We start from the raw sequence: 24,989 nt of genomic DNA on the forward strand, positions 1-24,989 counted from the left end.
GCGTAACGGCCCTTGTTGTGGGATGGTGGGAATGGGAAGAAAGGAATTACTTATCGGAGAGGAGCGGCCGTGGCCGACACCCCCAAACCGCCGCAGACCGGAGACCGCCTCGTCGCCTCCTCCGCCCCCGCCCGCCCGCACAGGCCCGCGAGACACCTCGGGTCACCCGTCACGACATGGCAGCGTGTCGTGTCGTCCGTGGCCTCTCTGGTGAGGCTGGCCTCCCGGTTAGCGGCGCTCTCCCTGGTGCTGTACGCGCTGTTCACCGTCTTCGAGGCCAACCGCGCCAACGTCTGGTATCAGTTCGTCGAGTCGCTGGCCGCATCGCTGTCCCTGGGCCTGGCCAACTTGTTCCAGCTCGCCGAACCGCGCTGGACGACCCTCGTCAATTACGGCCTCGCCGCGATCGTCTGGTTGATCATCGGCTCCGCTCTGGCGAGCCTGATCCGCCGTGCCGCTCCGTGACGACTACTCTCGATGCGGAGGTATCAGGATAGACATGACCAGATCGACCCGTGAGCGGATCATCGATGAGTCCCTGCGGCTGTTCGCCGAGCGGGGCTACTCCGCCACGTCCGTGGCAGAGATCGAGGCCGCCTCAGGGCTGTCTCCCGGCGCCGGCGGACTCTACAGGCACTTCAAGTCCAAGTACGAAGTGCTCGCCGCGGCCATCAACGAGCACGCCGCCCGCACCAGGATCCAGGTGGCCGAGAGCCTGGCCGAGCTGAGCGGCATGGAGGCCTCCGTGGATCTGGAGGAACGCCTGTCGCACGTGTGCAGGGCGGGTCTGGCCAAGGTACGCGAGGAGTCCGAGCTGACCCGGGTGTTCTTCCGCGACCTGAGCCAGTTCCCCGAACTGGTCGCCGTCGTCCGCGAAGGGCTGCTGCAGCCCATGTTCGACGCGATCGTCACCTGGTTCCGCGCGCAACCCGAATACCGCGACGCCGAAGTCGACTGGACGGGCATCTCGGCGGTGCTGGGCGGCGCCGTCGTGCACTACCGGCTGTTCCAGGAGACCGTGGGCGAGCTGCCCGGCCACGCGGACAAGGACCGGTTCGTCACCGCCTGGGTACGCCTGGCGGTCGGCCTGCTCCCCAGTCCGGCGCCGGTCAGTTGAGGTCGAGCAGCCGGTAGGCCAGCCAGACCACGCCGAACCCCGTACCGATCATGAACATGATCCCGCTCACCGCCCAGAACTGCGTCAGGAACGCGTTCAGCCCCGGCTCGCTCCCCACCCGCAGGCCGCCGACGAGGACCCCGCCGACCGTGTAGCCGAGCAGCGGCGCGCCCGCGCCGAGGAAGCGGTCACGCGGGTCCCAGCTCTCGCTGAACAGCACCATCACCGCGCCGCCCGCCCACACCACCAGCGGGATCGGGAAGATCGCCAACAGCGGCAGGTCGAACGGCACCAGCAACGCCGCCACCACGAGGATCACCATGGCGGCCGTCTCGCGCGGGTGCTCCTTGACGATGGTCCTGGCGTCCCTGCCGCCGGTGGTCATCGGATTCGCGCCGGCCATGGCCGCCCTGCGCAGCCCCGCGAACGGCATGCCCCGCCCTGGTGACCTCGCGAGCCGCTCCTGGGCCATCCGCCGGTACGCCCGCACGCCCGGCGGCGTGTCCCGGTCGTCGACGATCGCGGGGAAACGCATCGTGGATCCCGTTCCCTGACCCGCCTCGGCCCCGCGCCGATCACCAGCGGAAACACCGCTCTGGTCGGCGCCGGCCGCCGCGGCCTCGGCTTGGGCCAGCCTGCGTGCCTCGCGCTCGACCAGCGCCACCGGATCACCGAATCTGGCCAGCACCTTCGCCACCTCGCGGGCGTTCTGGCTGCCGCCCCGCTCGGCCTCGATCCTGGCCCGCAGCCGCCGGGAGAAGTCCAGCCGCTGGTCGGCCCGCAGCACGCCGTGGGCCACGTCCGCGGCCTTGGAGACGTAGTTCAGCACGAGCTGGTCCGCGCGCTCTATCACGTCAAGCCATGCTGCCCCAATCAGGGGGGACATACCATGGCAACGATGGAGTTCACGGAGTGGATCAGGGGGCGCACCGACGACCAGCTGCGGGCGCTCGTCTCGGCGCGTCCGGAGTTGATCACTCCGGTGCCCGCTCATCTGGAGGGTCTGGCGTCGCGGGCGGCCAGTCCTTCGGCGATCGGCAGGGCGCTCGACCGGCTCGACCGCTTCACGCTCGCGGTCGTCGAGACGCTCGCCGTGCAGGACGGCCCGGTTCCGAAGGGACGCCTGCGCGAGCTCGTCAGCGCGGCTCTGGAGGACGGCGACGCCGAGCCGGCGCTGTCCGCCGCGCTCGGCAGGTTGGCCGATCTCGCCCTGGTCTACGGAACCGACGACGCTCTCGACCTCGGGCCAGGCGTGCGCAAGGCCCTGCAGGACCCGGCCGGGCTGGGCCCCAGGGCGGTGGACGCGTTCCGGCACCATCCGCCGGAGCAGCTCGACGAAATGGCCGACGACGTCGCCCCCGGCACCGCAGGATCGGGCAAGGAACGTCTGGCGGCCGCGCTGGCCGACCCCGCCACGCTGGTCGAGGAAGTGTCGCCCGAGGCCAGGGCGGCGCTCGACCAGCTCGCCTGGGGGCCGCCGGCGGGCCGCGTGCCCAACGCCAGGCGCGAGGTGCGCCGGGACTCGGCCCGCTCCCCCATCGAGGAGCTGCTGGCCCGCGGCCTGCTGGCCGCTACCGGCGAGGAGAGCGTGACGCTGCCCCGCGAGGTCGGTCTCTACCTACGGGGCGGGCGGGTGCATCGCGGCCTGCTCGCCGTGCCGCCGCCGCTCGACGGCGCCGTACGCGATCGCGGGCTGGCCGACCGCACCGCGGCCGGGCAGGCGTTCTCGTTCGTCAGGTCGGTCGAGGAGTTGTGCGAGCGGTGGAGCATCGAGCCGCCGGGCGTGCTGCGTACCGGTGGTCTCGGCGTGCGGGACCTGAAGCGCACGGCAAGCGAGCTGGACCTGCCCGAGTGGGTGGCGGCGCTCGTCGTGGAGGTGGCGCACGCGGCCGGGCTGATCGCGGCCGGCGGCGGGGTGGACGGCGAGTGGCTGCCGACCCCCGGCTACGACCTGTGGCGGGTCAGGGGGACCTCGGACCGATGGGTGACGCTGGCGGCCACATGGCTGCAGATGGACCGGATGCCCGGGCTGGTGGGCGAGCGGGACGAGCGTGACAGGCCGCTGAACGCCCTGCACACCGAGCTGCGCCGCTCGTCCGCGCCCGGCGTGCGGGCCGCCACGCTGGCCGTGCTGGCGGCAGCGCCTGGCCTGGCGCCCGCGCGTGACTCCGTGCTGGAACGGCTGGCGTGGGAGCAGCCGCGCCGCCGCGGCCCGCTGCGCGAGCAGCTGACCGAGTTCGCGTTGCGGGAGGCCGAGCAGGTCGGCGTGACCGGCCTGGGCGCGTTGTCCGGACACGGGCGGGCGCTGATCGAGGGCGGGGACGCCGCGGGCGTGCTCGCGCCGCTGCTGCCCGAGCCGGTCGACCACGTGCTGCTCCAGGCCGACCTGACCGCCGTCGCGCCGGGACCGCTCACGAGCGAGCTCAACCGCTGGATGACGCTCACCGCCGACGTGGAGTCGAAGGGCGGGGCCACGGTCTACCGGTTCAGCGAGGGGTCCGTCCGCCGGGCGCTGGACGCCGGGCACGGGGGCGAGGAGCTGCTGGCGATGTTGTCCAGGCACTCGGCCACACCGGTGCCGCAGGCGCTGTCCTACCTGGTGAGCGATGTGGCGCGGCGGCACGGGCGCATCCGCGTGGGCACCGCGAGCGCGTACATCCGCTGCGACGACCCCGCGCTGCTCGACCAGATCACCGCCGATCGCCGCTCGGCGGCGTTGCGGTTGCGCCGGCTCGCGCCCACCGTGATCGCCTCACGCTCGTCCAGGGCGGCGCTGGTGGACTCGCTACGTGCGATGGGGTATTCGCCCGTGGCCGAGTCGCTCGACGGCGACGTGATCATCTCGCAGCTCGACAGCCGCCGCGCCGAGGCGGCGGCGCCGGTCCGCGCCGTGGCCGCGGTCAACGGCATCGACCCCGAGGTGGCCGCGGCGGCCGTACGCGCGTTGCGGGCCGGCGACGCGGCGCACCTGGCGCGGCGCGAGCCCGTGGACGCCCCGAACGGCCAGCTGCCGCGCGGGCCCGCGACCGCCACGATCTCGGCCCTGCAGGAGGCCATCAAGCAGGGCGTGCGCGTGTGGATCGGCTACCTCGACTCGCAGGGCAACGCGACCTCGCGCATCCTGGAGCCGGCGAGGATGGAGGGCGGCTACCTCACTGCCTACGACGAGACCAGGGCCGCCGTCCACCGCTTCGCCCTGCACCGCATCACGGGCGTGGCCGGCCTCTGAGCTCGGCGAGCACCGGCTGCGGGCGGGTGCTGCCCGCCGGTTGCTCGATCGGCGCCAGCCCGGCGGCCAGCCGCACGACCTGGGCGGGAGTGGTCAGGGTCAGGGCCCGGTCCCTGGCCCCGGCGAGCACCTCGGGCGCCAGCCCGGCACGCAGGTCGTAGGTGCTCAGGCACAGGTCGAACAGCTCACCGGGATCGGGCGCGCCCCATGCCTGCTCCACCTCGACGGCCTGCGACGGCGCGCCGTTCCTGGTGACGACCAGGTATGAACCGAGCTCGGCCAGCTTGCGGGCCAGGTTGATCAGCTCGGTCCTGTCGGTGCTGGCGATGATCCAGTCATACAGCAGGTAAGCCCGCCCGGGCGCGTACTCGGTCCTGGAGAGCAGCTCGGCGGCGCTCCGGCCAGGCGGCAGGACGGTGACCGTGCCCTCGGCCAGCGACATGCGCGACAACAGGGCAAGGGCTCCCAGACGTTTGCCCGTCTCCTCCTGGCCCACCAGGACGAGCAGGTGACGTTCGGCCAGCCGGCGCACGGCGTCGGGGAAGCAGGGCGGCTCCAGGTAGGAACGCAGGAGAGTGTCGGCCTCCCGGCGGGTCAGCTCCCTGGTGACCGGTGGGGCCATCGCCCGTAACCGGTCGTTGATGGGCGTTATGTAGTCGAGGTCGATCTCGCCCGGTCCAGGCGTATCGGTCACGAAGTCACCTCGGTGCCTAACGAGAAGATTTCCTACAGAAAGTGTCTTGACCCAACGAGTTTCTTCTTTTTCTACGAAGGAGTTGCACTGCGTTACCATGCCGCCTGACCAGGCACTTCGCGCGTTCCTCGCATCCAGGGCCGCTGACGCTCCCTAGATCTTCCACCTTTACACGATCTAGCACAACAAGAAAACACGAACCGCTGCAGAGGCGGATTTATGGCTATTTACTGTGTAGTAGCACACCATCCACAATGACTAGTCAAGCCGGTCGAGGCTTGACGACGCGTCCCCTCTCGCATCAGGTTGGGCATGTGACCGAGCAAACGCTGGGCCGCCTGGCCGAGGAGTCATGGGGCCGCTTCGACGATCACGACGCGACGTTCTACGAAGGCGTCTGGCATCGCCATCACACGCTCGCCGAGCGGGCCCGCCGGATGTGCGGGGGGTTCATCGCCTCGGGGGTCCGGCCCGGTGATCGGGTCGTCGTGATGATGGCCAATTCGCCGGAGGTGCCGCTGATCTACCAGGCGCTGTGGGCGGCAGGCGCGGTCGTGACGCCCGTGGTGTTCCTCGTCGGAGCCGAGGAGTTGCGGCACATCCTCCTCGACAGCGGCGCGGCGGCGGTCGTGACCTCCCCCGAGCTGGAGGAGACCGTACGGGCCGCCGCCGTCGACATCCCCGTCCATGTTGACACGGCCGTGCTGGAAGGGGCGGCCGAGCACGGTCCGGTCCGCAGGGACCCCGGTGACCTGGCCGCGCTCATGTACACGGGCGGCACCACGGGCAAGGCGAAAGGCGTCATGCTGAGCCACCGCGGCCTCTGGCAGGTCGGGAAGGACGCCTGGGACATGTCCCATCAGGAGGGCATGAACCGCGCGATCGTGCCGGTGCCGCTGTCCCACGCGTACGGGCTGATCATCACCGTCGCCTCGATGCACGCGACCGAGCCGCAGCAGGCCGTGCTCATGCGCTGGTTCGACCCGAAGGCGTTCCTCACGCTGGCAGCCGAGCAACGCGTCCAGTACGGCACCGTCGTGCCCGCCATGCTCCAGATGCTGCTGGCCGAGCCCTTGGAGTCACACCCTCTCCCCGACCTGGCCTTCCTCACCTGCGGGGCCGCGCCGCTCGGCAGGGAGGTGCTGGAGGAGTTCGAGCGCAGGATGCCCGGCGTGCAGATTCTCGAAGGGTACGGCCTCACCGAGACCAGCGCCGTCACCACGTTCAACCCGCCGGGCCGGCGCCGGATCGGCAGCGTCGGCCTGCCGCTGCCCGGCTACACGATCACCGTTCGCGACGGCGAGGGCCAAGCCATGGAGATCGGGGACGTCGGCGAGATCTGCGTGTCGGGAGAGTCCCTGATGCTCGGCTACTGGGGCGAGCACGAGACCGATCCCGACGGCACCGCGCTGGTCGGCGACGAGCTGCGAACCGGCGACATCGGCTGCCTGGACGACGACGGCTACCTCTACATCGTGGACAGGAAGAAGGACCTGATCATCCGCGGCGGCTTCAACGTGTTCCCGCGCGACGTCGAGGACGCGCTCAACCAGCACCCCGACGTGGTGATGTCGGGGGTGGTCGGCCGCCCCGACCCTCGCGTCGGGGAGGAGGTCGTGGCGTTCGTCCAGCTCAAGCCGGGCGGCACGGCCACGGCCGAGGAGCTGATCGAGTGGGCGCGCGAGCGGGTGGGCCGGGTGAAGTATCCGCGGGATGTCCGGTTCGTCGACACGATCCCGGTCACGAGCGTGCTCAAACTCGACCGCAAGGCCCTGCGGGCCCGGCTGACCTGACGATCTATGGCAGGATTGCGAACTGAGGTCAGGCACGTCTGCATTCCGTGATAAGTGTTGACGTGTCTGGAGGTGAAGATGAGTCAGCAAGATCCGTCGGGGCATCCGTACCAGCCTTATGGCGCCCCCTACGGTGAGCAGCCTCCCCCTGGTTACGGCTATGGATACGGCTACCCGCCGCCCCCGCGCCACGAGGGGCCGAGCGCCAACGCCATCGTCTCGCTGATCCTCAACATTCTCGCCGTCGTCTCCTGCTGCAACATCTTCGGGATCCCCGGCGCGATCCTCGCCGGGTTGGCGATCAGCCGGGCGCCCCACGAGCCCGAGCGCGCACGTACCATGGTGATGTGGAGCTGGGTCCTGCTGGGGCTCGGCTTCGCGCTGGGGGTCGCCCTCTTCCTCTTCCTCGGCCTCAGCGGATATCTCAACGACTGATTGCCCGATCGGGGACTGTTCCTGCCGCCGTGTGTGTTGGATAAGGGTCACCCGGAGGAAGGAAGTCCGTGAACGACGGCCCGCTCATCGTCCAGTCGGACAAAACGCTGTTGCTCGAGGTCGACCACGACAAGGCCGACGAATGCCGCAAGGCGATCGCCCCATTCGCCGAGCTCGAGCGTGCTCCCGAGCATGTGCACACCTACCGCGTCACCCCGCTGGCCCTGTGGAACGCCCGCGCCGCCGGCCATGACGCCGAGCAGGTCATCGACGCGCTGATCAGCTTCAGCCGCTACCCGGTGCCGCACGCGCTGCTCGTCGACGTCGCCGAGACCATGGCCCGCTACGGCCGGCTGCGGCTGGAGAAGGACCCGGTCAACGGCCTCGTCCTGACCTCCAGCGACCGCGCCGTGCTGGAAGAGGTGCTGCGCTCCAAGAAGATGCAGCCGATGCTGGGCGAGCGGCTCGGACCCGACTCCGTCATCGTGCACCCGAGCGACCGCGGCAACGTCAAGCAGGCGCTGCTCAAGCTGGGCTGGCCGGCCGAGGACCTGGCCGGTTACGTCGACGGCGAGCAGCACCCGATCAAGCTGGTGCAGGACGGCTGGACGCTGCGGCCCTACCAGCAGGAGGCGGCCGACGCCTTCTGGCACGGCGGCTCCGGCGTGGTCGTGCTGCCCTGTGGCGCGGGCAAGACGATCGTGGGGGCGGCCGCCATGGCCCACGCCCAGGCCACCACGCTGATCATGGTGACCAACACCGTCTCGGCCCACCAGTGGAAGACCGAGCTGCTCAAGCGCACCTCGCTGACCGAGGACGAGATCGGCGAATACTCCGGCTCGAAGAAGGAGATCCGCCCGGTCACCATCGCCACCTACCAGGTGATGACCACCAGGCGGAAAGGCGTCTACAGCCACCTGGAGCTGTTCGACGCGCGCGACTGGGGACTGATCGTCTACGACGAGGTGCACCTGCTGCCCGCGCCGATCTTCCGCATGACCGCCGACCTGCAGGCCCGCAGGCGCGTCGGGCTGACCGCGACGCTGGTGCGCGAGGACGGGCGCGAGGGCGACGTGTTCTCGCTCATCGGTCCCAAGCGCTACGACGCGCCCTGGAAGGAGATGGAGAACCAGGGCTGGATCGCGCCTGCCGACTGCGTCGAGGTGCGCGTGACGCTGACGGACGAGGAGCGGCTGGCGTACGCGATGGCCGAGTCGGAGGAGCGTTATCGCTTCTGCGCCACCACGCCGTCCAAGACCCACGTGACCGAGGCGCTGGTCAGGCGGCATCTGGGCGAGCAGGTGCTGGTCATCGGGCAATACATCGACCAGCTCGACGAGCTCGGCGAGCACCTCAACGCGCCGGTCATCAAGGGCGAGACCAGGATCAAGGAGCGCGAGCGCCTCTACCAGGCCTTCCGCGACAAGGAGATCCAGGTGCTGGTGGTGTCGAAGGTGGCCAACTTCTCCATCGACCTGCCGGAGGCGGCGATCGCGATCCAGGTGTCGGGGACGTTCGGCTCCCGGCAGGAGGAGGCGCAGCGGCTCGGGCGGGTGTTGCGGCCGAAGGCCGACGGCGGGGGCGCCCGGTTCTACACCGTCGTCAGCAGGGACACGGTGGACCAGGAGTTCGCGGCGCATCGGCAGCGGTTCCTGGCCGAGCAGGGGTACGCGTACTCGATCATCGACGCCGACGACGTACTCGACGGCGTGTGACGAATGACCCGGCCGCTCGCCGGAGCGGCCGAGCATTCAGCCGTGGTGTCACGTCCACGAGACTCCGCGGGCCGTCGACAAGCGAACCACCCCCCTCACCTGCGTACTATCACGCCGCCTCCGACATACCCTCATGATCCGGCAAATCCACCTGATATGCCCGGTTTTTTCGGTATTCCCAGGTTGGTTCCAAAGCTGAGGGTTCTGTCATATTCGTTACGAAACTGGGTCGTGCCTACCGCACCAGCATTCCGCCGAGGAAGAGCACACCCTCCGCGACGATCCACGAGACCACGCCGGCGCCCATGATCCGTGCGAAGGCGCTCGTGTCATCCCTGGCGGACGGGAGCAGCCACGCGGCGGCCGTACAGCACGCAGCGAGCGCGGCGAACAGGCCGGACACCGCGGAGACCGTGCCGAGGCGCTGGGAGCAGAGGGAGGAGTCCTCACCGCCCGCGCAGAACGCCTCCAGGCCCCAGCCCGCGAACACCGACAGGCCCCACAGCGCTGCGAGGAGGAAGCTGGCGATCGTGGGGATGATCGGCGAGAACCTGATCTGAAGCCGCGCCACCTCCCATCCCTACCCATCCCACCCTCACGGCAATCGGCCCCACCCCACCACCCGCCAAGCGCCCGCGTCGGCGCCACCCCGTCCTAAGGGACCCGCCCCATCCGGCGGACCTCCGTCCGGTGGGTTCCCAGTCCGGTGGTCCCGCCCATCTGACGGGCACTCCCCCGCCCAGTGAGCATCGCCCCCGCCCGATGGGTCCCGTCCGGTGGTTCCGCCCATCTGACGAGCGCTCCCCGCCCAGTGGGCGTCGCCCTGCCCGATGAGCGTCGCCCCGCGCAGTGCCGGTGCCAGCCCATGCAGTGCCTCCCGTGCGGGGCCGCTTCCACCCTGCGGCGCCGGTGCGCCCCAGGCGAAGCCGGGTAGCCCGCGCAGGGCGGGTGCCATCCCGTGGGGGCACGGGGACGGCGGCCGCGCCGGTGCCCGGCTCATGCGGAGCCGGTGCTAGCCCGCGCAGGGCGGGTGCCATCCTGTGAGGGCGCGGGGACGGCGACCGCGCCGGTGCCCACCCCATGCGGAGCCGGTGCTAGCCCGCGTAGGGCGGTGCCACCCCGTGGGGGCGCGGCGGTCGCGCCGATGTACGCCTGTGGGGCGAACGGGTGGCGACGGCGCTTTGCGTCCGTCCCATGGGCGGCACGCGCGTTGGGGCGGCCGTTCCCCAAGGGACGGCAGTCCGCCAGGCCGGAACGACCCTCACCGCCGCCGCGGCCCGTTAAATGCGTTGGAACCCGCGCCGCCCGCCATTAAACTGGCCGATTCGCTGCCTTAACCACCTCCGTTACTCCGTAGGGAGGCACTTCCGCATGCCCGCACACCAGCTGGCTCCCGACATACCCGCCGACGTCCTGGCCTCCGAGCAGGCCCACCTGGCCGAATCCAGGGCCGCGCTCGCCGCCATGCGGGCCCACGCCCAGTCCCTGTCCGCCGACGCGGCCGGCGACTGGGTGTCGCAACAGATCCTCCAGTCCCTCCTCGACCAGCGGGTGGCCGCGCTGGCCGACCACCCGGACACGCCGCTGTTCTTCGGCCGGCTCGACCGCGAGGCCGGTGACGACCTGCCGACCACGATCTACGTCGGCCGCCGCCACGTGCACGACGGCCACAGCAAGCCCCTGGTCATCGACTGGCGCGCGCCGGTGTCCCGCGCTTTCTACCAGGCCAGCCCTGCGGACCCCATGAGCGTCGTACGCCGGCGCCGCTTCGGCTACCACGGCGGCACCCTCACCGCCTACGAGGACGAGCCCCTGGGCGAGGGGGTCGAGATCGGCCCGTCGAAGATCCTCACCGAGGAGATCGAACGCCCGCGCACCGGCCCCATGCGCGACATCGTCGCCACGATCCAGCCCGACCAGGACGAGATCGTCCGCGCCACGCTGGCCCAGACGGTGTGCGTGCAGGGCGCCCCGGGCACCGGGAAGACGGCGGTGGGCCTGCACCGGGCGGCGTACCTGCTGTTCACCCACCGCGAGCGGCTCGCCAGGTCCGGCGTGATGATCGTCGGCCCCAACCGGGCGTTCCTGTCCTACATCTCCTCGGTGCTGCCCGCGCTCGGCGAGGTCAAGGTCGACCAGACCACGGTGGCAGGCCTGCTCGGCGACCACGCGGCCGCCGAGGACCCGATGGTGTCCGCGGTCAAGGGTGACGCCCGGATGGCGGCGGTGCTCGAACGCGCACTCTGGCTGCACGTCGTGAAGCCGGAGGAGGGCGTGGTCTTCACCAAGGGCGCCTACCGCTACCGGGTGGCCGACTACGAGGTACGCGAGATCGTGGCCTCCCTGCGCGGCACCACCCGCTATCTCCCCGGCCGGGCGGCGCTGGCGCAGCGGCTGGCCCACATGATCCTGGTCCGTATGGAGCAGCGCGGCGAATCGCCCGACGACCGGGTGCAGGACGCCGTGGCCCGATCGAAGCCGGTCAAACAACTCGTGGACGCGGTCTGGCCGAAATTGACGCCAGAGCAGGTCCTTTATCGCCTGCTCTCGGATCCGGAATTTCTAGCAAAGGCCTCGAAATCCGATTTGTCGCCTGACGAGCAAGAAATGCTTATCTGGCGGAAGCCGTACCGGAGCTGGAAATCCGCCAAATGGTCCGCCGCGGACGCCGCCCTCCTGGACGAGCTCCGCGACCTGATGGAACGCACGCCCTCACTGGGCCACCTGGTGGTCGACGAGGCGCAGGACCTCTCCGAGATGCAACTGAGGGCGCTCGGCCGCCGCTGCCGCAACGGCTCGGCCACCGTCCTGGGCGACCTGGCCCAGGGCACGACACCGTGGTCGACCAGCTCGTGGGAGTCCGTGCTCCAGCACCTGGGCCAGCGCGAGGGCGAGGTGACGGAGCTGACGCTCGGCTTCCGCGTGCCGCGCGAGATCCTGGACTACGCGGCCCGCCTGCTCCCCTCGATCGCCCCCGACCTGGCCGCCCCGCAGTCCCTGCGCCCCGGCCTGGGCTCGCTCTCCGTGCGCCCGGGCGGCTCGGTCGCCGAGGCCGCCGCGGAGACCCTCACGAAGGACGGCTCGATCGGCGTCATCGTCCCCGACGCGCTGGTCGGCGACGTCTCCAGCGCCCTGGGCGAGCTCGCGCACGCCGTGCTCGGCCCCGACTCCACCGAGGAGCACCGCCTGCTGGTCGTTCCGGCGACCCTGGCCAAGGGTCTGGAGTACGACCACGTGATCGTCGTCGAGCCCGCGGACATCGTCGCGGCCGAACCCCGCGGGCTGGCCCGGCTCTACGTGGTCCTGACCCGCGCGGTCACCTCGCTCACGGTCCTGCACGACAAGGCGCTGCCGGCCCAACTGGCGGCCTGACTGGCGGGGGGCACGGCCGCTTCTAGGATGGCGAGCAGGAAGCTCTCTACTAGGAGGATGCCGTGCCAGCACCGCTGCCACACGAATACCTGCCGTCGGTTCCCGCGCTCGTGGTCGAGAGCGACGACATCCAGGACGGCGAGCGGCTGAGCGACCTGCACGTCTTCAACGACTGGGGCATGACGGGGCAGAACGTCTCGCCTCACCTCCGCTGGTCAGGCGCACCGGCCGAGACCCGGAGCTACGCCGTCACCTGCTACGACCCCGACGCCCCCACGGGCAGCGGGTTCTGGCACTGGGTGCTGTTCGACCTGCCGGCCTCGGTGACCGAGCTGCCTGCGGGCGCGGGCACGGCTCCTGACTTCAAGGGCCTGCCCGAGGGCGCTGTCCACGCCCGCAACGACTACGGCATCGAGGCCTACGGCGGTGCGGCGCCGCCGCCCGGCGCCCCGCACCGCTACGTCTTCACCGTCCACGCGCTGGGCGTGGACAAGCTGGGCGTGGACAGCGACGCGAGCCCGGCGGTGGTCGGCTTCAACATCACCGCCAACACCCTGGCCCGCGGCCACGTCATCCCCCACTACGGGGTCTGACGGAGCGCCGGCGCGACGGAGCTCGATGCGGCGGCCGCCCCGAGCACCGCCGCAGGCATGGCGATGCCGGGAATACGTGCGTTGCGAGAAAGCATCCGCTGCTTCTTTGGTGAGTCATGTGCGGCAACCGCATTTTTCTCACTCTCAGTAGCGGATCAATTGTGCAACGTCATGCCTGGTGAAACGAATAAGAGCGGCCCGTGAAACCCGGGCCGCTCTTCGTCGCTACGCGAGAAAGGACCTAGAAGTCCATGTCGCCGCCGCCCGGCATGGCCGGAGCAGCGGGGGTCTTCTCGGGCTTCTCGGCGATGACGGCCTCGGTGGTGAGGAAGAGCGCCGCGATGGAGGCGGCGTTCTGCAGCGCGGAGCGCGTCACCTTGGCCGGGTCGATGATGCCCGCCTCGAACATGTTGACGTACTCGCCCGAAGCGGCGTTCAGGCCCTCACCAGGGGTGAGGTTGCGAACGCGCTCGACCACGACGCCGCCCTCGAGACCGGCGTTGACCGCGATCTGCTTGAGGGGCTCCTCGAGCGCCTTCTTCACGATCGCGGCACCGGTGGCCTCGTCGCCGTTGAGCTCGAGCTTGTCGAACGCCTTGGCGCCGGCCTGCAGCAGCGCCACGCCACCGCCGGGGACGATGCCCTCCTCGACGGCCGCCTTGGCGTTGCGGACGGCGTCCTCGATGCGGTGCTTGCGCTCCTTGAGCTCGACCTCAGTGGCCGCGCCGGCCTTGATGACGGCCACGCCGCCGGCCAGCTTGGCGAGGCGCTCCTGGAGCTTCTCGCGGTCGTAGTCGGAGTCGGTGCGCTCGATCTCGGCGCGGATCTCGTTGACCCGGCCGGAGATCTGCTCGGCGTCACCGGCGCCGTCGACGATCGTGGTCTCGTCCTTGGTGACGACGACCTTGCGGGCCCGGCCCAGCAGGTCGAGGGTGGCGCTCTCGAGCTTGAGACCGACCTCCTCGGCGATGACGGCGCCACCGGTCAGGATGGCGATGTCGTTGAGCATGGCCTTGCGGCGGTCGCCGAAGCCCGGGGCCTTGACGGCCACGGAGCGGAACAGGCCGCGGATCTTGTTGACCACCAGGGTGGCCAGGGCCTCGCCCTCGACGTCCTCAGCGATGATCAGCAGCGGCTTGCCGGACTGCACGACCTTGTCGAGCAGGGGCAGCAGGTCCTTGTTGGCCGAGACCTTGCTGTTGACGATCAGGATGTACGGGTCCTCGAGCACGGCCTCCATGCGGTCCGAGTCGGTGACGAAGTACATCGACGTCATGCCCTTGTCGAAGCGCATGCCCTCGGTGAGCTCGAGCTCGAGGCCGAAGGTGTTGCTCTCCTCGACGGTGATGACGCCTTCCTTGCCGACCTTGTCCATCGCCTCGGCGATGAGGGCGCCGATCTCGGGGTCGGCCGCGGAGATGGAGGCGGTGGAGGCGATCTGCTCCTTGGTCTCCACGTCCTTGGCCAGCTTGGAGAGCTCCTCGCTGACCCGCTCGACGGCGGCCTCGATGCCCTTCTTCAGTGCCATCGGGTTGGCGCCGGCGGCCACGTTACGCAGACCCTCGCGTACGAGTGCCTGGGCGAGCACGGTGGCGGTGGTGGTGCCGTCGCCGGCGACGTCGTCCGTCTTCTTGGCGACTTCCTTGACCAGCTCAGCGCCGATCTTCTCCCACGGGTCCTCGAGCTCGATCTCCTTGGCGATGGAGACACCGTCGTTGGTGATCGTGGGAGCGCCCCACTTCTTCTCCAGCACGACGTTGCGGCCCTTGGGGCCCAGGGTCACCTTGACGGCGTCGGCGAGCTGGTTCATACCGCGCTCGAGACCGCGCCGGGCGTCCTCGTCAAACGCGATCATCTTGGCTGCCATAAGGCTAGACCTCCCAGATACAGGGTGGCTTGTCCTGGACCGAGCCGACGCCCGCGACGGCACGGGCCTGCATCTCCGTTCGGCAGACCCCATCGTCTCGATCCGAGTTGTTGGCACTCTGCTGCACAGAGTGCCAACGAACTGTTTAGCACTCTACCCTGCCGAGTGCAAGCGAAGGACTACCATCCTGCGGTTTCCGCCCTGGTCAGTCCGTCTGTACGGCGAGCCGCTCACCGTGCGGCTCGCCGTAGGTCGACGAAGGAATGGTGGCCGCCTCGCCCGGACTGCGTTGCCGTGCGATGCCACCGGGTGCATACCAGTGATGTAAATCAGACCGCCCGGACAGACTCCGCCTGCGGCCCCTTCTGGCCCTGCGTGATCTCGAACTCGACGCGCTGGCCCTGTTCGAGTGCTCGGTACCCGTCCATCAGGATCGCTGAGTAATGGACGAATACATCCTTACCACCGTCTACCGCGATGAAGCCGTAGCCCTTGTCCGCGTTGAACCACTTGACGGTGCCCTGCGCCACTTCCGACTCCTCTTACTGGGCTCACAGATCTCGCCCATTCCACCGCGAGACCGTAATCGCATGACTTAACTGAAAATCAGCCAGACGATCGCCTCGACCATACCTGTGGCACGGGGTTTGGCAACAGAGTCAATCCACAAACTACGCATTTCTTCGCAGGGAAGCTCGTTCAACGTTGAATTAGTGGGGAAAAGGAGAAGGCGCCCACTAGGGGCGCCTTCAAAGATGTGATCTATGGCACTCAGCCGCCGGCGACCGCCGGGATGATGGAGATCTGGGTGCCGTCAGGAGCCGGAGTGTCGAGCCCTTCGGCAAAACGGACGTCCTCTTCCCCAACGTAAACGTTGACGAAACGCCGAATCTTGCCCGATTCATCCAGAATTCTTGCGCCGATCCCCGGGTAGTCGGAGTCGAGCTTGGCGAGCACGTCACGAAGCGTCGCACCCTCGCCACTCACTTCCGCGTTCCCCCCGGTGTACGTGCGCAGAATGGTGGGAATCCGCACAGAAACGCTCATGGTTATCTTGCCTTTCCTGGTTGTCAGACAGCCGCGCGGAACGCGTCGAGAGAGGGCCGGATCACGGCGGTGGGCTTGGCGTCGTCGCCGGTGATGGCATCCAGCGTCTTGAGCCCATCGCCGGTGTTGAGCACCACGGTCTCGGCCTCGGGGTCGAGCCGCCCGCTCTCGGCGAGCTTCTTGAGCACGCCCACGGTAACCCCGCCCGCGGTCTCGGCGAAAATGCCCTCCGTCGAGGCCAGGAGCTTGATGGCGGCCACGATCTCAGGATCCGTGACGTCCTCGACGGCCCCTCCGGTGCGGCGGGCGATGTCGAGCACGTACGGGCCGTCGGCGGGGTTGCCGATGGCCAGCGACTTGGCAATGGTGTCCGGCTTGACCGGCTGGACGACGTCGTGCCCCGCCTTGTACGCGGTGGAGACCGGCGAGCACCCGGCCGCCTGCGCCCCGAAGATCTTGTAGGGCGTGTCCTCGACCAGCCCGAGCGCCACCAGCTCCTTGAAGCCCTTGTCGATCTTCGTGAGCTGCGAGCCGGAGGCGATGGGAATGATGATCTGCTCAGGCAGCCGCCAGCCGAGCTGCTCGGCGATCTCGTACGCGAGCGTCTTGGAGCCCTCGGCGTAGTAGGGCCGCAGGTTGACGTTGACGAACCCCCACTTGTCACCCAGCGGGTCGCCGATCAGCTCCGAGCAGAACCTGTTGACCTCGTCATAGGTCCCTTCGATCCCGATCAGCTTTCCGCCGAACACCCGGGCCATGGCGATCTTGGCGGCTTCGAGGTTGGCCGGGATGAACACGCAGGCGTCGAGCCCCGCCCGCGCCGCGGCGGCCGTGACCGCGCCCGCGAGGTTGCCCGTGGAGGAGCAGGAAAGCGTGTGGAAACCGAAGGTGCGTGCCGCCTCGACGGCGATGGCGACCACGCGGTCCTTGAAGGAGTGAGTGGGGTTGCCGGAGTCGTCCTTGACGTACAGGGACTTGAGGCCGAGCGCCTGCCCGAGGTTGCCTGCCTTGACCAGCTTGGTCCAGCCCGGGTTCATGTTGGGCTTGGTGGCGACGTCGGCCGGCACCGGGAGGAGCGAGCGGTAGCGCCAGATGTTGGCGGGACCGGACTCGATGTCCGCGCGGGTCACGTTGCCGAATTCGTAGGCCGCTTCGAGCGGCCCGAAACACTCCAGACACGCGAAGCTCGGACCGAGCGGGTAGCGCGCGCCGCACTCGCGGCAGGAGAGAGCGACAGCAGGACCAAAGTCGTGCGACATGAAGCGAGGCCTTCCCTCATCTTCGCCCACGGCCACCTTGACCGCGAACCGGAATTGGCACCTTGTCCCGGTCGGCCTCGCCAGGTCGCGAGTCACAAGCCGGGAGGGTTGCCGGGGCTTCGTAGGGCCGGTCCCTCCACCCCTCTGGATGAGCAATATGCAGTTGTTGAAAGGGACTCTACCCGCTTAAGTGGCTGAAACGGCCACCCGTCTCAGCATTCGAGACAAGCGGTCTCAGCGATAGTCCTCACCGAGCACTCCCTGCACGTATTTCCTCGCCTGATGAATGCGGGATTTGGCCGTGCCCAGCGGGATGCCGAGTTGCTCGGCCACCTCGTTGTAGTCGAGCTGGACGATGTCCCGCAACACCAGCGCCTGCGCCAGGTCGGGTTTGTCGGCCTCCAGCGCCTCCATCGCGTCGAGCAGATCGAGCCGGGAGCCGGCGATCACGCTCACCCGCCGCACGTCGGGCTTCTGCACGGGCAACTCGTCGGAGGTCTGCTCGGCGGCCCTGCGCTTGAGCGATCGGTACGTGGTCCGCGCGCAGTTGGCGGTCACGATGTGCAGCCAGGTGCTGAACCTGGCCCGCCCCTCGAAGCGGCCGATGTTGCGGGCCACGGCCAGCAGAGTGTCCTGGGAGGCTTCCTCCGCGTCCTGGTGGTAGGGCAGGATCCGGGCGCAGTGACGCATCACATCGGGTTCGATCCTGGCCAAAAGCTCGCCGAGCGCGCGATGATCTCCGGCTGCGGCGGATCGGGCGAGTTCCTCGGTTAGCTCATCAAGCGCCATAGCTGGGATCCTATGATCGAAGGGAGCCATGATGAACAGCGTCCTGGTGGCCTCCAACAGAGGGCCTGTCTCCTTCACCGTCTCCGACGACGGCGAGTTGACCATGAAACGCGGCGGGGGCGGGCTGGTGTCCGGGCTGTCCGGAGTGGTCAAGGAAGACGGCGTCCTGTGGGTATGCGCGGCGCTGTCCGACGACGACCGCAGTGCCGTGCGCCTGTCTCCGGGCGGCCGGATCGACCAGGCCGGCTACGACACCGGGCCGCTGCGGATGCTGGACATCCCGCCGGCCATCTTCCACCGGGCGTACAACGCCGTGGCCAACTCGACGTTGTGGTTCGTCAACCACCTGCTCTACGACATCCCCAACGCGCCCAACTTCGGCACGAGGTTCGCGCGCGAGTGGGAGTCCTATCGTGATTACAACGGCGCGTTCGCCCTGGCCCTGGCCGAGGAGGCCGGGCACGGCGCGCGGGTGATGGTGCAGGACTACCATCTGACGCTGACCCCGGCGATGCTCCGGGCCGAGCGGCCCGACCTGCGCATCGCCCACTTCAGCCACACCCCGTGGGCGCCGCCCGAATACTTCTCCCTGCTGCCCGACGAGGTGGCCGGCGAGGTGCTGGAGGGCATCCTGGGCGCCGACCACGCCGGGTTCCTGACAGGCAGGTGGGCGGGCGCGTTCATGGACTGCTGCGAGGCGCTGCTCGGCGCCGAGGTCGACCGCGTGGCCCACAGCGTCACGCACGAGGGCAGGACGACCAGGATCGGCGTGCACAGCCTCGGCGTGGACGGCGCGGCGTTGTGGGACCGGGCCTGCGAGCCCGATGTCGAGTCGCACATCGCCGCGATCAGGGATCAGGTCGGCGACCGCAAGCTGATCGTCCGCATCGACCGCACCGAGTTGTCGAAGAACATCGTGCGTGGCCTGGTCGCCTACGGTGAGTTCCTGGCCGCGCATCCCGAATGGCACGGGCGGGTGGTGCACCTGGCCTTCGCCTATCCGAGCCGGCACGACCTGCCCGAATACCGCGAATACACTGCCTCGGTGCAACGCAGCGCTCAGGAGATCGAGGACCAGTTCGCCACCGAGGACTGGGACCCGCTGATCCTCAATGTCAACGACGACTACCCCCGGTCGCTGGCTGCGTACCGGATGGCCGACGTGTTGCTGGTCAATCCCATCCGCGACGGGATGAACCTGGTCGCCAAGGAGGGCCCGGTCCTCTCGGACACCTGCGCGCTGGTGCTCTCGCGCGAGGCGGGGGCGGCGGCCGAGCTCGGGCCATACGCGATCATGGTGAACCCCTACGACATCAGCGGCACGGCCGCCGCCCTCCACGAGGCGCTCGTCATGCCCGAGGACGAGCGCAGGTGGCGCCGCGACAAGCTCTGCGCCGCGGCCACCGCCCTGCCTCCGCAGAAATGGCTCGCCGCCCAGCTCCAAGCCCTGGAGTAGGAGTTACGTCCAGTCCGCGTACTTGAGCGCGTCGGACAGCCCCGGCGTGTTCCACTGGTCCACGATGAGGATCTTGCTCTTCGGCAGGTACCACTCGCGCTGCGTGAACCGGGCGTACACTTTGCTGCTCGAGTAGCTGACGCACGTGGACTGCCAGGCGTTGTAGGCCGCCTTGTGGCCCTCGCCGACCTGACGCAGCCCTCTGGTCACCTTGGGGCCGATGATCTCGCCATATTTCTTGTTGAACGGGCAGGGCTGCACGTCGCTCGCCGTGTAGAAGGGGCTCTTCCCGGTGTAGGCGCCCCAGCCCTCCGCGCCTATCTTGATGTACTTCGGGCCGAGGAGGTAGAAGGCGTCGCATTGCGGCGTGCCCCAGCCCTGTGGCTTGCCGCACTTGCCGGTGACCACCTGGACCACGTCGGCGCCGAAGCGGTGGACCTCCCACTGGATGGGGATGTAGAGGGTCAGGCCGTTGCGGAACTTCAGCGGCTGGGCGGGCGCGGCGTTCGCCGGAAGGGCGGTGGTCAGGACGGTGGCCGCGGCAACAGCAGCGACGGCGAGGTAACGCTTGGACATGCGCCCGACTGTAGGGATCACGACTTGCAGTTCACTCATGAACGACTGAACGCCGACGCGAGCTCCTCCAGCAGCGCCACCACCCCGTCCGGGCCGTCCACCACGATGTCGGCGCGCTCGGCCAGCTCGGTCACCTCCGCCGACCCGCTGCACACGGTCACGCCGGGCAGCCCGGAGACGCGTACGGCCTCGAACGCGGCCAGATCCCCCAGATCGTCACCTGCGAACAGGACGGACCTCGCGGCCCGCTCGGCCAGGAACAGGCTCAGCGCGTGCCCCTTGTCCATGCCCGGCGGCCGCAGCTCCAGCACCATACGGCCGGGCTCGACCACCAGCTGGTGCTTGTCCGCCAGCCGTGCCAGCGGCTCACGCAGCGCGGCGAGCGCGCCTTCAGGGTCGGGACTGCGCCTGGTGTGCACCGCCACGGCCCGGCCCTTGTCCTCGATCCGCACGCCTTCCAGCTCGAGCTCGTCGAGCAGAAGTTGGAGCTCCGCCTCGGCCCGCGGCACGCCGGGCGGCGGAGGCGGCGCGGAGATCCGGCCGTTCTCCCAACGCTCGAAACCGTAGTGCCCGAGTATGACCAGGCCGGGCACGTCGGCCAGCGCCGGCCCCAGCTCCAGCGCCGTGGCCGGGGGGCGGCCCGTCACGATGGCGACCGCCAGGACGTGCCGGCCCAGCTCGGAGAGGACCGCGGGCGCCTTCGGGTGGATCACGGCGGTGGCGGGATCGGGCACGATGGGCGACAGTGTCCCGTCGAAGTCGAGCCCGATCACGGCGCCTGCCGGATCCTTCAAGATCGCTTCCATTGCAGGGATGTTCCTCACGCGGCCCCCGTACCCAGCCGGTCAGGGGCGCATGCCAAGCCTTCTTGCCGCGCGGTCACGCTGGCGGGTTGAGCGCAGCCTGCGGAGCCGCTTGACCAGCATGGGGTCCTGCTCGAGCGCCTCCGGCCGGTCGATCAACTCGCCGAGCAGCTGGTAGTAACGAGTGGCGGAGAACCCGAAGGTCTCCTTGATGGCCTGCTCCTTCGCGCCCGCGTGACGCCACCATTGGCGTTCGAAGGCGAGGAGCTCGAGATCGCGTTCTGTCAGGGGTTGGTGGGACGTTTCCTGGGCAGCATTGTCACCGCTGAGCGGTGCTCCCATGGTGTCCTCCTCGAAGGGGGCGTGCGACGATCTCGTCACACGCTCGCGGCCCGTGCCAATCGTAATGTGCCGGGTGCTGCTGTTCACGGAGGATTGGGAGACGTACAGTCACGAAATGTGACCTCAGTAATCACCCTCCTCACCGACTATGGGCTCGAAGACGGGTATGTGGCGGCATGTCACGGCGTGATTGCCGGGATCGCCCCGCAGGCGCGGGTGATCGACGTGTGTCACCTGATCCCGTCAGGGGACGTACGGCGCGGCGCGGCCGTTCTCGCTCAGACCATCCCGTACCTGCCGGCCGGCGTCCACATCGGCGCCGTCGATCCCGGCGCGGGCGGCGCCAGGCGCGCGGTTGCGGTCGAGGCCGGCGACCGGGTGTTCATCGGCCCGGACAACGGGCTGCTGTCGTGGGCCGTGCACGCCAGCGGCGGCGCGCGGGCCGCGTACGAGCTGAGCAATGAGGAGCACTTCCTGCGGCCGGTCTCGCCGACCTTCCACGGGCGGGACGTGTTCGCGCCGGTCGCGGCGCGGCTGTGCGTAAGCGGCGGGCTGCGGCTCGCGGACCTGGGGCCCGAGGTGCCGGTCGACCGGCTCGTCATCCTGCCTGAGCCGACGTCGCTGCTGCGCGAGGGGTCGGTCGAGGGCGAGGTGGTCTCGGTCGACCGCTACGGCAACACCCAGCTGTCGATCGCGGCAGGGGACCTGCAGGCCCTCGGGATCCAGGTGGGCGACACGCTCGGGGTGTGGCTGGGGCGGCGGCAGATGGCGCTGCCGTATCGGGAGACGTACGCGGCGGTGCCGCCCGGAGAGCTGGTGGCGTTCGCGGACTCGGCCGGGCTGATCGCGATCGCGGTCAATTCCGGCGACGCGGCGCAGCGCCTGGGGCTCCCACCGGGTGCGCATGTCCGACTTTCGCCCACTCGGTAGGACGAAAGCGGCAGATCGGAATTACTCCGCGTATCGGTCTGTTTACTGAAGCGTCGCATGCGATGGGCGGTCGCGTGTCAGAATACCCTTCGGCGTCCCCCTCTTCCCGCTCGAGGTTGACGTGTACTACCTGCCCGTTGTGCCGCCCTCCCCGATGCCCGCTCTCCCTCTCATGCCACTTAGCCCACCCGTGCCTGCGTTGCGCGATGCCGCTCGGGCATTGACCCGATGAGCAGGCTCATCGTCCCCGTCCTGCTCGCCGCGCTCGTGGTCGGGATCGCCGCGCCGAGCGCCTCCGACGACATGGGCGAGGCCGCGCGGGCCGGGCAATGGCAGTTGGACACACTGCGCCTGCCCGAGGCGTGGCGGGCGAGCAAGGGCGCGGGCGTGCTGGTCGCCGTGCTCGACACCGGCGTCAACGACCGGCACCCCGATCTGGAGGGCGCGGTGACCCAGGGACCCGACCTGACCGGCGCGAGCCGGAGCGCGGGACTCTGGGGACGGCACGGGACCGCCATGGCCAGCCTGATCGCCGGTCGCGGGCACGGCGACCGGGAGGGCGTCATCGGTGTGGCGCCCGAGGCCAAGGTGCTGTCCATCAGGGTCACCCTGGAGAACGGCGACCCGCTGCGCCGCAAACGATCCCCCGTCGGGCGCCACGCGCTGGCCAAGGGCATCCGGTACGCGGCCGACCACGGCGCCGACGTCATCAGCATGTCGCTGGGCGGCGGGAGCGGCGCGTGGGAGGGGTCGGCGGACGAGGAGGAGGCCATCAGGTACGCGATCGGCAAGGGCGCGGTGCTGGTGGCCTCATCGGGCAACGACGGCGACACGGCCAACAGGAAGAACTTCCCGGCCGCCTATCCCGGGGTGATCGCCGTGGGGGCCGTGGACCGGCGTCTCAAGGTGGCCGGCTTCTCCAACCGGCAGGACTACCTGTCCGTCGTCGCGCCGGGCACGCAGATCGTCACGGCTGACGGCGGCGACTCGTACGTGGTCGGCGACGGCACAAGCTCGGCGGCGGCCATGGTGGCGGGCATCGCGGCCCTGATCAAATCCGCCTATCCCGACATGTCACCCCACCACGTACGCACGGCCATCGAACTCGGCGTCCTTCGGCGGCCGACGGCCGGCTACAGCCGCGCCTACGGGAACGGGGTGGCCAACGCGCTGCTGGCCCTGCGCGCCGCCGACCAGCTGTCCACGCCCGCGCGCCCGCCCGCCCCGTCCGTCGCCGCCGCCACTGCCGGACCCTCCTCCAGGACGGCGGTGGTGGCGAGCATGCTGGGACTGGTGGCGGCGATGGCGGTCTGGGTGCTGGCGACGCATCGAGCGAGCAGAAGGGATTCAACCTAGCAAGCGCTTGTGTGATACTCCGGCTATGACGCATGCGATCGAGGGCTGGTTCGCCGTCGACGCCGACGGGGTCTTCCTGCTCGGCACCCGGTGCGCGGCCTGCGGCACCGTCTGTTTCCCACCGCGCCGCGGCTTCTGTCCCAATCCACGGTGCGAGGGCGAGGACCTGAAGCTGACCAGGCTGCCGCGGCGCGGGCGCGTCTGGTCGTACACGAACGCCTGTTATCCGCCGCCGGCGCCGTTCGTGGCGGCGCAGCCGTACGAGCCGGTGACGCTGGCCGCGGTGGAGCTCGACGGAGCGGGCATCGTGGTCCTCGGGCAGGTCGCCGGCCTCACCGTGGATCAGCTCGACGTCGGGATGGAGCTGGAGCTGACCAGCGGACCGCTGGCCGACGGGCCACTGGTGTGGATGTGGAGGCGGGCGTCGTGAATGTGGCGGTGATGGGGGTGGGCATGCATCCCTGGGGCAAGTGGGGCCGGCCCTTCCTGGAGTACGGCGTCGCGGCCGCCCGCGCGGCCCTGCGCGACGCGGACATCGCATGGACGGACGTGCAGTACGTCGTCGGGGCGGACACCATCAGGAACGGCTACCCGGGTTTCGTCGCCGGCGCCAGCTACGCCCAGGCCCTCGGCTGGACGGGGGCCAGGATCGCCTCGTGCTACGCGGCGTGCGCGTCCGGCGCCCAGGCCCTGGACATCGCCCGTACCCGCATCCTGGCCGGACTGTGCGACGTGGCGCTCGTCGTGGGGGCGGACTCGACCCCGAAGGGCTTCTTCAAACCCGTCGGCGGAGATCGTCCCGACGACCCCGACTGGCTCAGGTTCCGCCTCCTGGGCGCTGCCAACCCCGCCTACTTCGGGCTCTACGCGCGTCGGCGCATGGCCCTGTACGGCTCCACGCCCGACGACTTCGCCGCCGTCAAGGTCAAGAACGCCCGCGCCGGGTCGCTCAACCCCATGGCCCGCTACCGCAAGCCCGTCACCGCCGAGGAGGTGCTGGCCTCCCCCATGGTCGCCGACCCGCTGCGCCTCATGGACATCTGCGCCACCTCGGACGGGGGTGCGGCGGTGGTGCTGGCCTCGGAGTCGTACGCCCGCCGCCGCGGCGCCCGGGACCTCGTCTTCCTGTCCGCCGTCTCCACCGTCACGCCCACTTTCCCCAACACGGTCCTGGAGCTGCCGAACTTCGCCACCGACTCCAGCGCCGCCGTACCGGCGCCTGAGAGGCCGTTCAGGGCGGCGATCGCGTACGCGGCGTACGAAGAGGCCGGGGTGGGGCCGAAGGACCTGTCACTGGCCGAGGTGTACGACCTGTCGACGGCGCTGGAACTGGACTGGATGGAGGACATCGGGCTGTGCCCGCCCGGGGAGGCCGACAAACTGCTCCGCTCGGGCGAGACGGGGCTGGGGGGCCGCGTCCCGATCAACCCGTCGGGCGGCCTGGCCTCCTTCGGCGAGGCGATCCCCGCCCAGGCCATCGCCCAGCTCTGCGAACTGACGACCCAGCTACGGGGCCGCGCAGGCCCTCGCCAGGTCCCTTCCCCCCGCACCGCCTTGGCCGCCAACCAGGGCCTCTTCGGCCACGGCTCCGCCCTCATCACCACCCGCTGACCGGG

Annotated in this window: 24 protein-coding genes and 1 riboswitch; of the genes, 13 read left to right on the plus strand and 11 right to left on the minus strand. The window is 69.7% G+C overall.

Annotated features, from left to right (window positions below):
* Positions 1-69 precede the first annotated feature (69 nt).
* Positions 70-465 (plus strand): hypothetical protein, encoded by a 396-nt coding sequence (locus tag EDD27_RS39740; protein WP_127936963.1) that lies wholly within the window; start codon positions 70-72, stop codon positions 463-465.
* A 34-nt stretch (positions 466-499) separates the two neighbouring features.
* Positions 500-1,117: a TetR/AcrR family transcriptional regulator gene (locus EDD27_RS39745; RefSeq protein WP_127936964.1), complete on the plus strand. Its 618-nt coding sequence runs from the start codon at positions 500-502 to the stop codon at positions 1,115-1,117.
* On the opposite strand, the gene EDD27_RS39750 is transcribed toward EDD27_RS39745, so the two are convergent.
* Positions 1,110-1,970, minus strand: a complete 861-nt coding sequence (locus EDD27_RS39750) for a hypothetical protein (RefSeq protein ID WP_127936965.1) — start codon at positions 1,968-1,970, stop codon at positions 1,110-1,112. The genes EDD27_RS39745 and EDD27_RS39750 overlap by 8 nt on opposite strands.
* 45 nt (positions 1,971-2,015) lie before the next feature.
* Here EDD27_RS39750 and EDD27_RS39755 point away from each other — a divergent pair, with 45 nt between their 5' ends.
* A complete protein-coding gene (locus EDD27_RS39755; protein ID WP_127936966.1) occupies positions 2,016-4,346 on the plus strand; it encodes a helicase C-terminal domain-containing protein in 2,331 nt (776 codons plus the stop codon).
* Here the strand turns inward: EDD27_RS39755 and EDD27_RS39760 are convergent.
* Positions 4,324-5,040 carry a hypothetical protein gene (locus tag EDD27_RS39760; RefSeq protein ID WP_127936967.1) on the minus strand — a complete coding sequence of 239 codons (717 nt, stop codon included), beginning with the start codon at positions 5,038-5,040 and terminating at the stop codon, positions 4,324-4,326. The two genes, EDD27_RS39755 and EDD27_RS39760, sit on opposite strands and share 23 nt — an antisense overlap.
* Before the next feature lie 314 nt (positions 5,041-5,354).
* Between EDD27_RS39760 and EDD27_RS39765 the strand changes: the two genes are divergently transcribed.
* From EDD27_RS39765 to EDD27_RS39775, 3 genes are all read left to right on the plus strand, one after another.
* Entirely contained in the window at positions 5,355-6,833 is a 1,479-nt protein-coding gene (locus EDD27_RS39765; protein WP_241564506.1) for an AMP-binding protein, read from the plus strand.
* Between the two features lie 78 nt (positions 6,834-6,911).
* Positions 6,912-7,268 carry a DUF4190 domain-containing protein gene (locus tag EDD27_RS39770; RefSeq protein ID WP_127936969.1) on the plus strand — a complete coding sequence of 119 codons (357 nt, stop codon included), beginning with the start codon at positions 6,912-6,914 and terminating at the stop codon, positions 7,266-7,268.
* A gap of 68 nt (positions 7,269-7,336) precedes the next feature.
* Positions 7,337-8,983 (plus strand): DNA repair helicase XPB, encoded by a 1,647-nt coding sequence (locus EDD27_RS39775; protein ID WP_127936970.1) that lies wholly within the window; start codon positions 7,337-7,339, stop codon positions 8,981-8,983.
* Positions 8,984-9,218: 235 nt separating this feature from the next.
* On the opposite strand, the gene EDD27_RS39780 is transcribed toward EDD27_RS39775, so the two are convergent.
* Positions 9,219-9,554 carry a hypothetical protein gene (locus EDD27_RS39780; RefSeq protein WP_127936971.1) on the minus strand — a complete coding sequence of 112 codons (336 nt, stop codon included), beginning with the start codon at positions 9,552-9,554 and terminating at the stop codon, positions 9,219-9,221.
* 800 nt (positions 9,555-10,354) lie between these two features.
* Here EDD27_RS39780 and EDD27_RS39785 point away from each other — a divergent pair.
* Positions 10,355-12,355, plus strand: a complete 2,001-nt coding sequence (locus EDD27_RS39785) for a HelD family protein (RefSeq protein ID WP_127936972.1) — start codon at positions 10,355-10,357, stop codon at positions 12,353-12,355.
* A 62-nt stretch (positions 12,356-12,417) separates the two neighbouring features.
* Positions 12,418-12,948, plus strand: a complete 531-nt coding sequence (locus EDD27_RS39790) for a YbhB/YbcL family Raf kinase inhibitor-like protein (RefSeq protein WP_127936973.1) — start codon at positions 12,418-12,420, stop codon at positions 12,946-12,948.
* Between the two features lie 241 nt (positions 12,949-13,189).
* Here EDD27_RS39790 and groL read toward each other — a convergent pair whose 3' ends face one another.
* The 5 genes from groL to EDD27_RS39815 form a co-directional block, all read right to left on the minus strand.
* Positions 13,190-14,815 carry a chaperonin GroEL gene (gene groL, locus EDD27_RS39795; protein WP_127936974.1) on the minus strand — a complete coding sequence of 542 codons (1,626 nt, stop codon included), beginning with the start codon at positions 14,813-14,815 and terminating at the stop codon, positions 13,190-13,192.
* 329 nt (positions 14,816-15,144) lie between these two features.
* Positions 15,145-15,345 (minus strand): cold-shock protein, encoded by a 201-nt coding sequence (locus EDD27_RS39800; protein ID WP_127936975.1) that lies wholly within the window; start codon positions 15,343-15,345, stop codon positions 15,145-15,147.
* Positions 15,346-15,586: 241 nt separating this feature from the next.
* Complete coding sequence (locus tag EDD27_RS39805) at positions 15,587-15,862, minus strand: MoaD/ThiS family protein (protein WP_127936976.1); 276 nt, start codon at positions 15,860-15,862, stop codon at positions 15,587-15,589.
* A 23-nt stretch (positions 15,863-15,885) separates the two neighbouring features.
* Positions 15,886-17,121 (minus strand): threonine synthase, encoded by a 1,236-nt coding sequence (gene thrC, locus EDD27_RS39810; protein ID WP_127936977.1) that lies wholly within the window; start codon positions 17,119-17,121, stop codon positions 15,886-15,888.
* A 13-nt stretch (positions 17,122-17,134) separates the two neighbouring features.
* Positions 17,135-17,276: riboswitch (SAM riboswitch) on the minus strand.
* A gap of 79 nt (positions 17,277-17,355) precedes the next feature.
* Entirely contained in the window at positions 17,356-17,910 is a 555-nt protein-coding gene (locus EDD27_RS39815; protein ID WP_127936978.1) for an RNA polymerase sigma factor, read from the minus strand.
* A 31-nt stretch (positions 17,911-17,941) separates the two neighbouring features.
* Here EDD27_RS39815 and EDD27_RS39820 point away from each other — a divergent pair, with 31 nt between their 5' ends.
* Positions 17,942-19,366 (plus strand): alpha,alpha-trehalose-phosphate synthase (UDP-forming), encoded by a 1,425-nt coding sequence (locus EDD27_RS39820; RefSeq protein ID WP_127941273.1) that lies wholly within the window; start codon positions 17,942-17,944, stop codon positions 19,364-19,366.
* Between the two features lie 3 nt (positions 19,367-19,369).
* On the opposite strand, the gene EDD27_RS39825 is transcribed toward EDD27_RS39820, so the two are convergent.
* Genes EDD27_RS39825 through EDD27_RS39835 form a run of 3 tightly spaced genes read right to left on the minus strand, consistent with a single transcriptional unit; the run spans position 19,370 to position 21,087 of the window.
* On the minus strand, positions 19,370-19,942 hold the full coding sequence (locus EDD27_RS39825; protein WP_127936979.1) for a hypothetical protein: 573 nt from the start codon (positions 19,940-19,942) through the stop codon (positions 19,370-19,372).
* 35 nt (positions 19,943-19,977) lie between these two features.
* A complete protein-coding gene (otsB, locus tag EDD27_RS39830) occupies positions 19,978-20,748 on the minus strand; it encodes a trehalose-phosphatase (protein WP_127936980.1) in 771 nt (256 codons plus the stop codon).
* Positions 20,749-20,787: 39 nt separating this feature from the next.
* Positions 20,788-21,087, minus strand: coding sequence for a DUF3263 domain-containing protein (locus EDD27_RS39835; RefSeq protein ID WP_127936981.1), 300 nt, complete (start codon positions 21,085-21,087; stop codon positions 20,788-20,790).
* Between the two features lie 117 nt (positions 21,088-21,204).
* On the opposite strand from EDD27_RS39835, the gene EDD27_RS39840 reads away from it, so the two are divergent.
* The 4 genes from EDD27_RS39840 to EDD27_RS39855 all read left to right on the plus strand — a co-directional run bounded on the left by EDD27_RS39840 (position 21,205) and on the right by EDD27_RS39855 (position 24,984).
* On the plus strand, positions 21,205-22,017 hold the full coding sequence (locus tag EDD27_RS39840) for an SAM hydrolase/SAM-dependent halogenase family protein (protein WP_127936982.1): 813 nt from the start codon (positions 21,205-21,207) through the stop codon (positions 22,015-22,017).
* A gap of 228 nt (positions 22,018-22,245) precedes the next feature.
* Positions 22,246-23,373, plus strand: coding sequence for a S8 family serine peptidase (locus tag EDD27_RS39845; protein WP_127936983.1), 1,128 nt, complete (start codon positions 22,246-22,248; stop codon positions 23,371-23,373).
* 25 nt (positions 23,374-23,398) lie between these two features.
* On the plus strand, positions 23,399-23,803 hold the full coding sequence (locus EDD27_RS39850; RefSeq protein WP_127936984.1) for a Zn-ribbon domain-containing OB-fold protein: 405 nt from the start codon (positions 23,399-23,401) through the stop codon (positions 23,801-23,803).
* 11 nt (positions 23,804-23,814) lie between these two features.
* Positions 23,815-24,984 carry a lipid-transfer protein gene (locus EDD27_RS39855; protein WP_127941274.1) on the plus strand — a complete coding sequence of 390 codons (1,170 nt, stop codon included), beginning with the start codon at positions 23,815-23,817 and terminating at the stop codon, positions 24,982-24,984.
* Positions 24,985-24,989 lie beyond the last annotated feature (5 nt).

This window comes from Nonomuraea polychroma, from assembly GCF_004011505.1.
Taxonomy (GTDB): domain Bacteria; phylum Actinomycetota; class Actinomycetes; order Streptosporangiales; family Streptosporangiaceae; genus Nonomuraea; species Nonomuraea polychroma.

Excerpts from the sequence above, each read along its gene's own strand:
- EDD27_RS39745 (WP_127936964.1), top strand. The coding sequence starts at position 500 with ATGACCAGATCGACCCGTGAGCGGATCATCGATGAGTCCCTGCGGCTG.
- EDD27_RS39755 (WP_127936966.1), top strand. The coding sequence starts at position 2,016 with ATGGAGTTCACGGAGTGGATCAGGGGGCGCACCGACGACCAGCTGCGG.
- EDD27_RS39770 (WP_127936969.1), top strand. The coding sequence starts at position 6,912 with ATGAGTCAGCAAGATCCGTCGGGGCATCCGTACCAGCCTTATGGCGCC.
- EDD27_RS39785 (WP_127936972.1), top strand. The coding sequence starts at position 10,355 with ATGCCCGCACACCAGCTGGCTCCCGACATACCCGCCGACGTCCTGGCC.
- groL (WP_127936974.1), bottom strand. The coding sequence starts at position 14,815 with ATGGCAGCCAAGATGATCGCGTTTGACGAGGACGCCCGGCGCGGTCTC.
- EDD27_RS39805 (WP_127936976.1), bottom strand. The coding sequence starts at position 15,862 with ATGAGCGTTTCTGTGCGGATTCCCACCATTCTGCGCACGTACACCGGG.
- thrC (WP_127936977.1), bottom strand. The coding sequence starts at position 17,121 with ATGTCGCACGACTTTGGTCCTGCTGTCGCTCTCTCCTGCCGCGAGTGC.
- EDD27_RS39815 (WP_127936978.1), bottom strand. The coding sequence starts at position 17,910 with ATGGCGCTTGATGAGCTAACCGAGGAACTCGCCCGATCCGCCGCAGCC.
- EDD27_RS39820 (WP_127941273.1), top strand. The coding sequence starts at position 17,942 with ATGAACAGCGTCCTGGTGGCCTCCAACAGAGGGCCTGTCTCCTTCACC.
- EDD27_RS39825 (WP_127936979.1), bottom strand. The coding sequence starts at position 19,942 with ATGTCCAAGCGTTACCTCGCCGTCGCTGCTGTTGCCGCGGCCACCGTC.
- otsB (WP_127936980.1), bottom strand. The coding sequence starts at position 20,748 with ATGGAAGCGATCTTGAAGGATCCGGCAGGCGCCGTGATCGGGCTCGAC.
- EDD27_RS39835 (WP_127936981.1), bottom strand. The coding sequence starts at position 21,087 with ATGGGAGCACCGCTCAGCGGTGACAATGCTGCCCAGGAAACGTCCCAC.
- EDD27_RS39845 (WP_127936983.1), top strand. The coding sequence starts at position 22,246 with ATGAGCAGGCTCATCGTCCCCGTCCTGCTCGCCGCGCTCGTGGTCGGG.
- EDD27_RS39850 (WP_127936984.1), top strand. The coding sequence starts at position 23,399 with ATGACGCATGCGATCGAGGGCTGGTTCGCCGTCGACGCCGACGGGGTC.
- EDD27_RS39855 (WP_127941274.1), top strand. The coding sequence starts at position 23,815 with ATGGGGGTGGGCATGCATCCCTGGGGCAAGTGGGGCCGGCCCTTCCTG.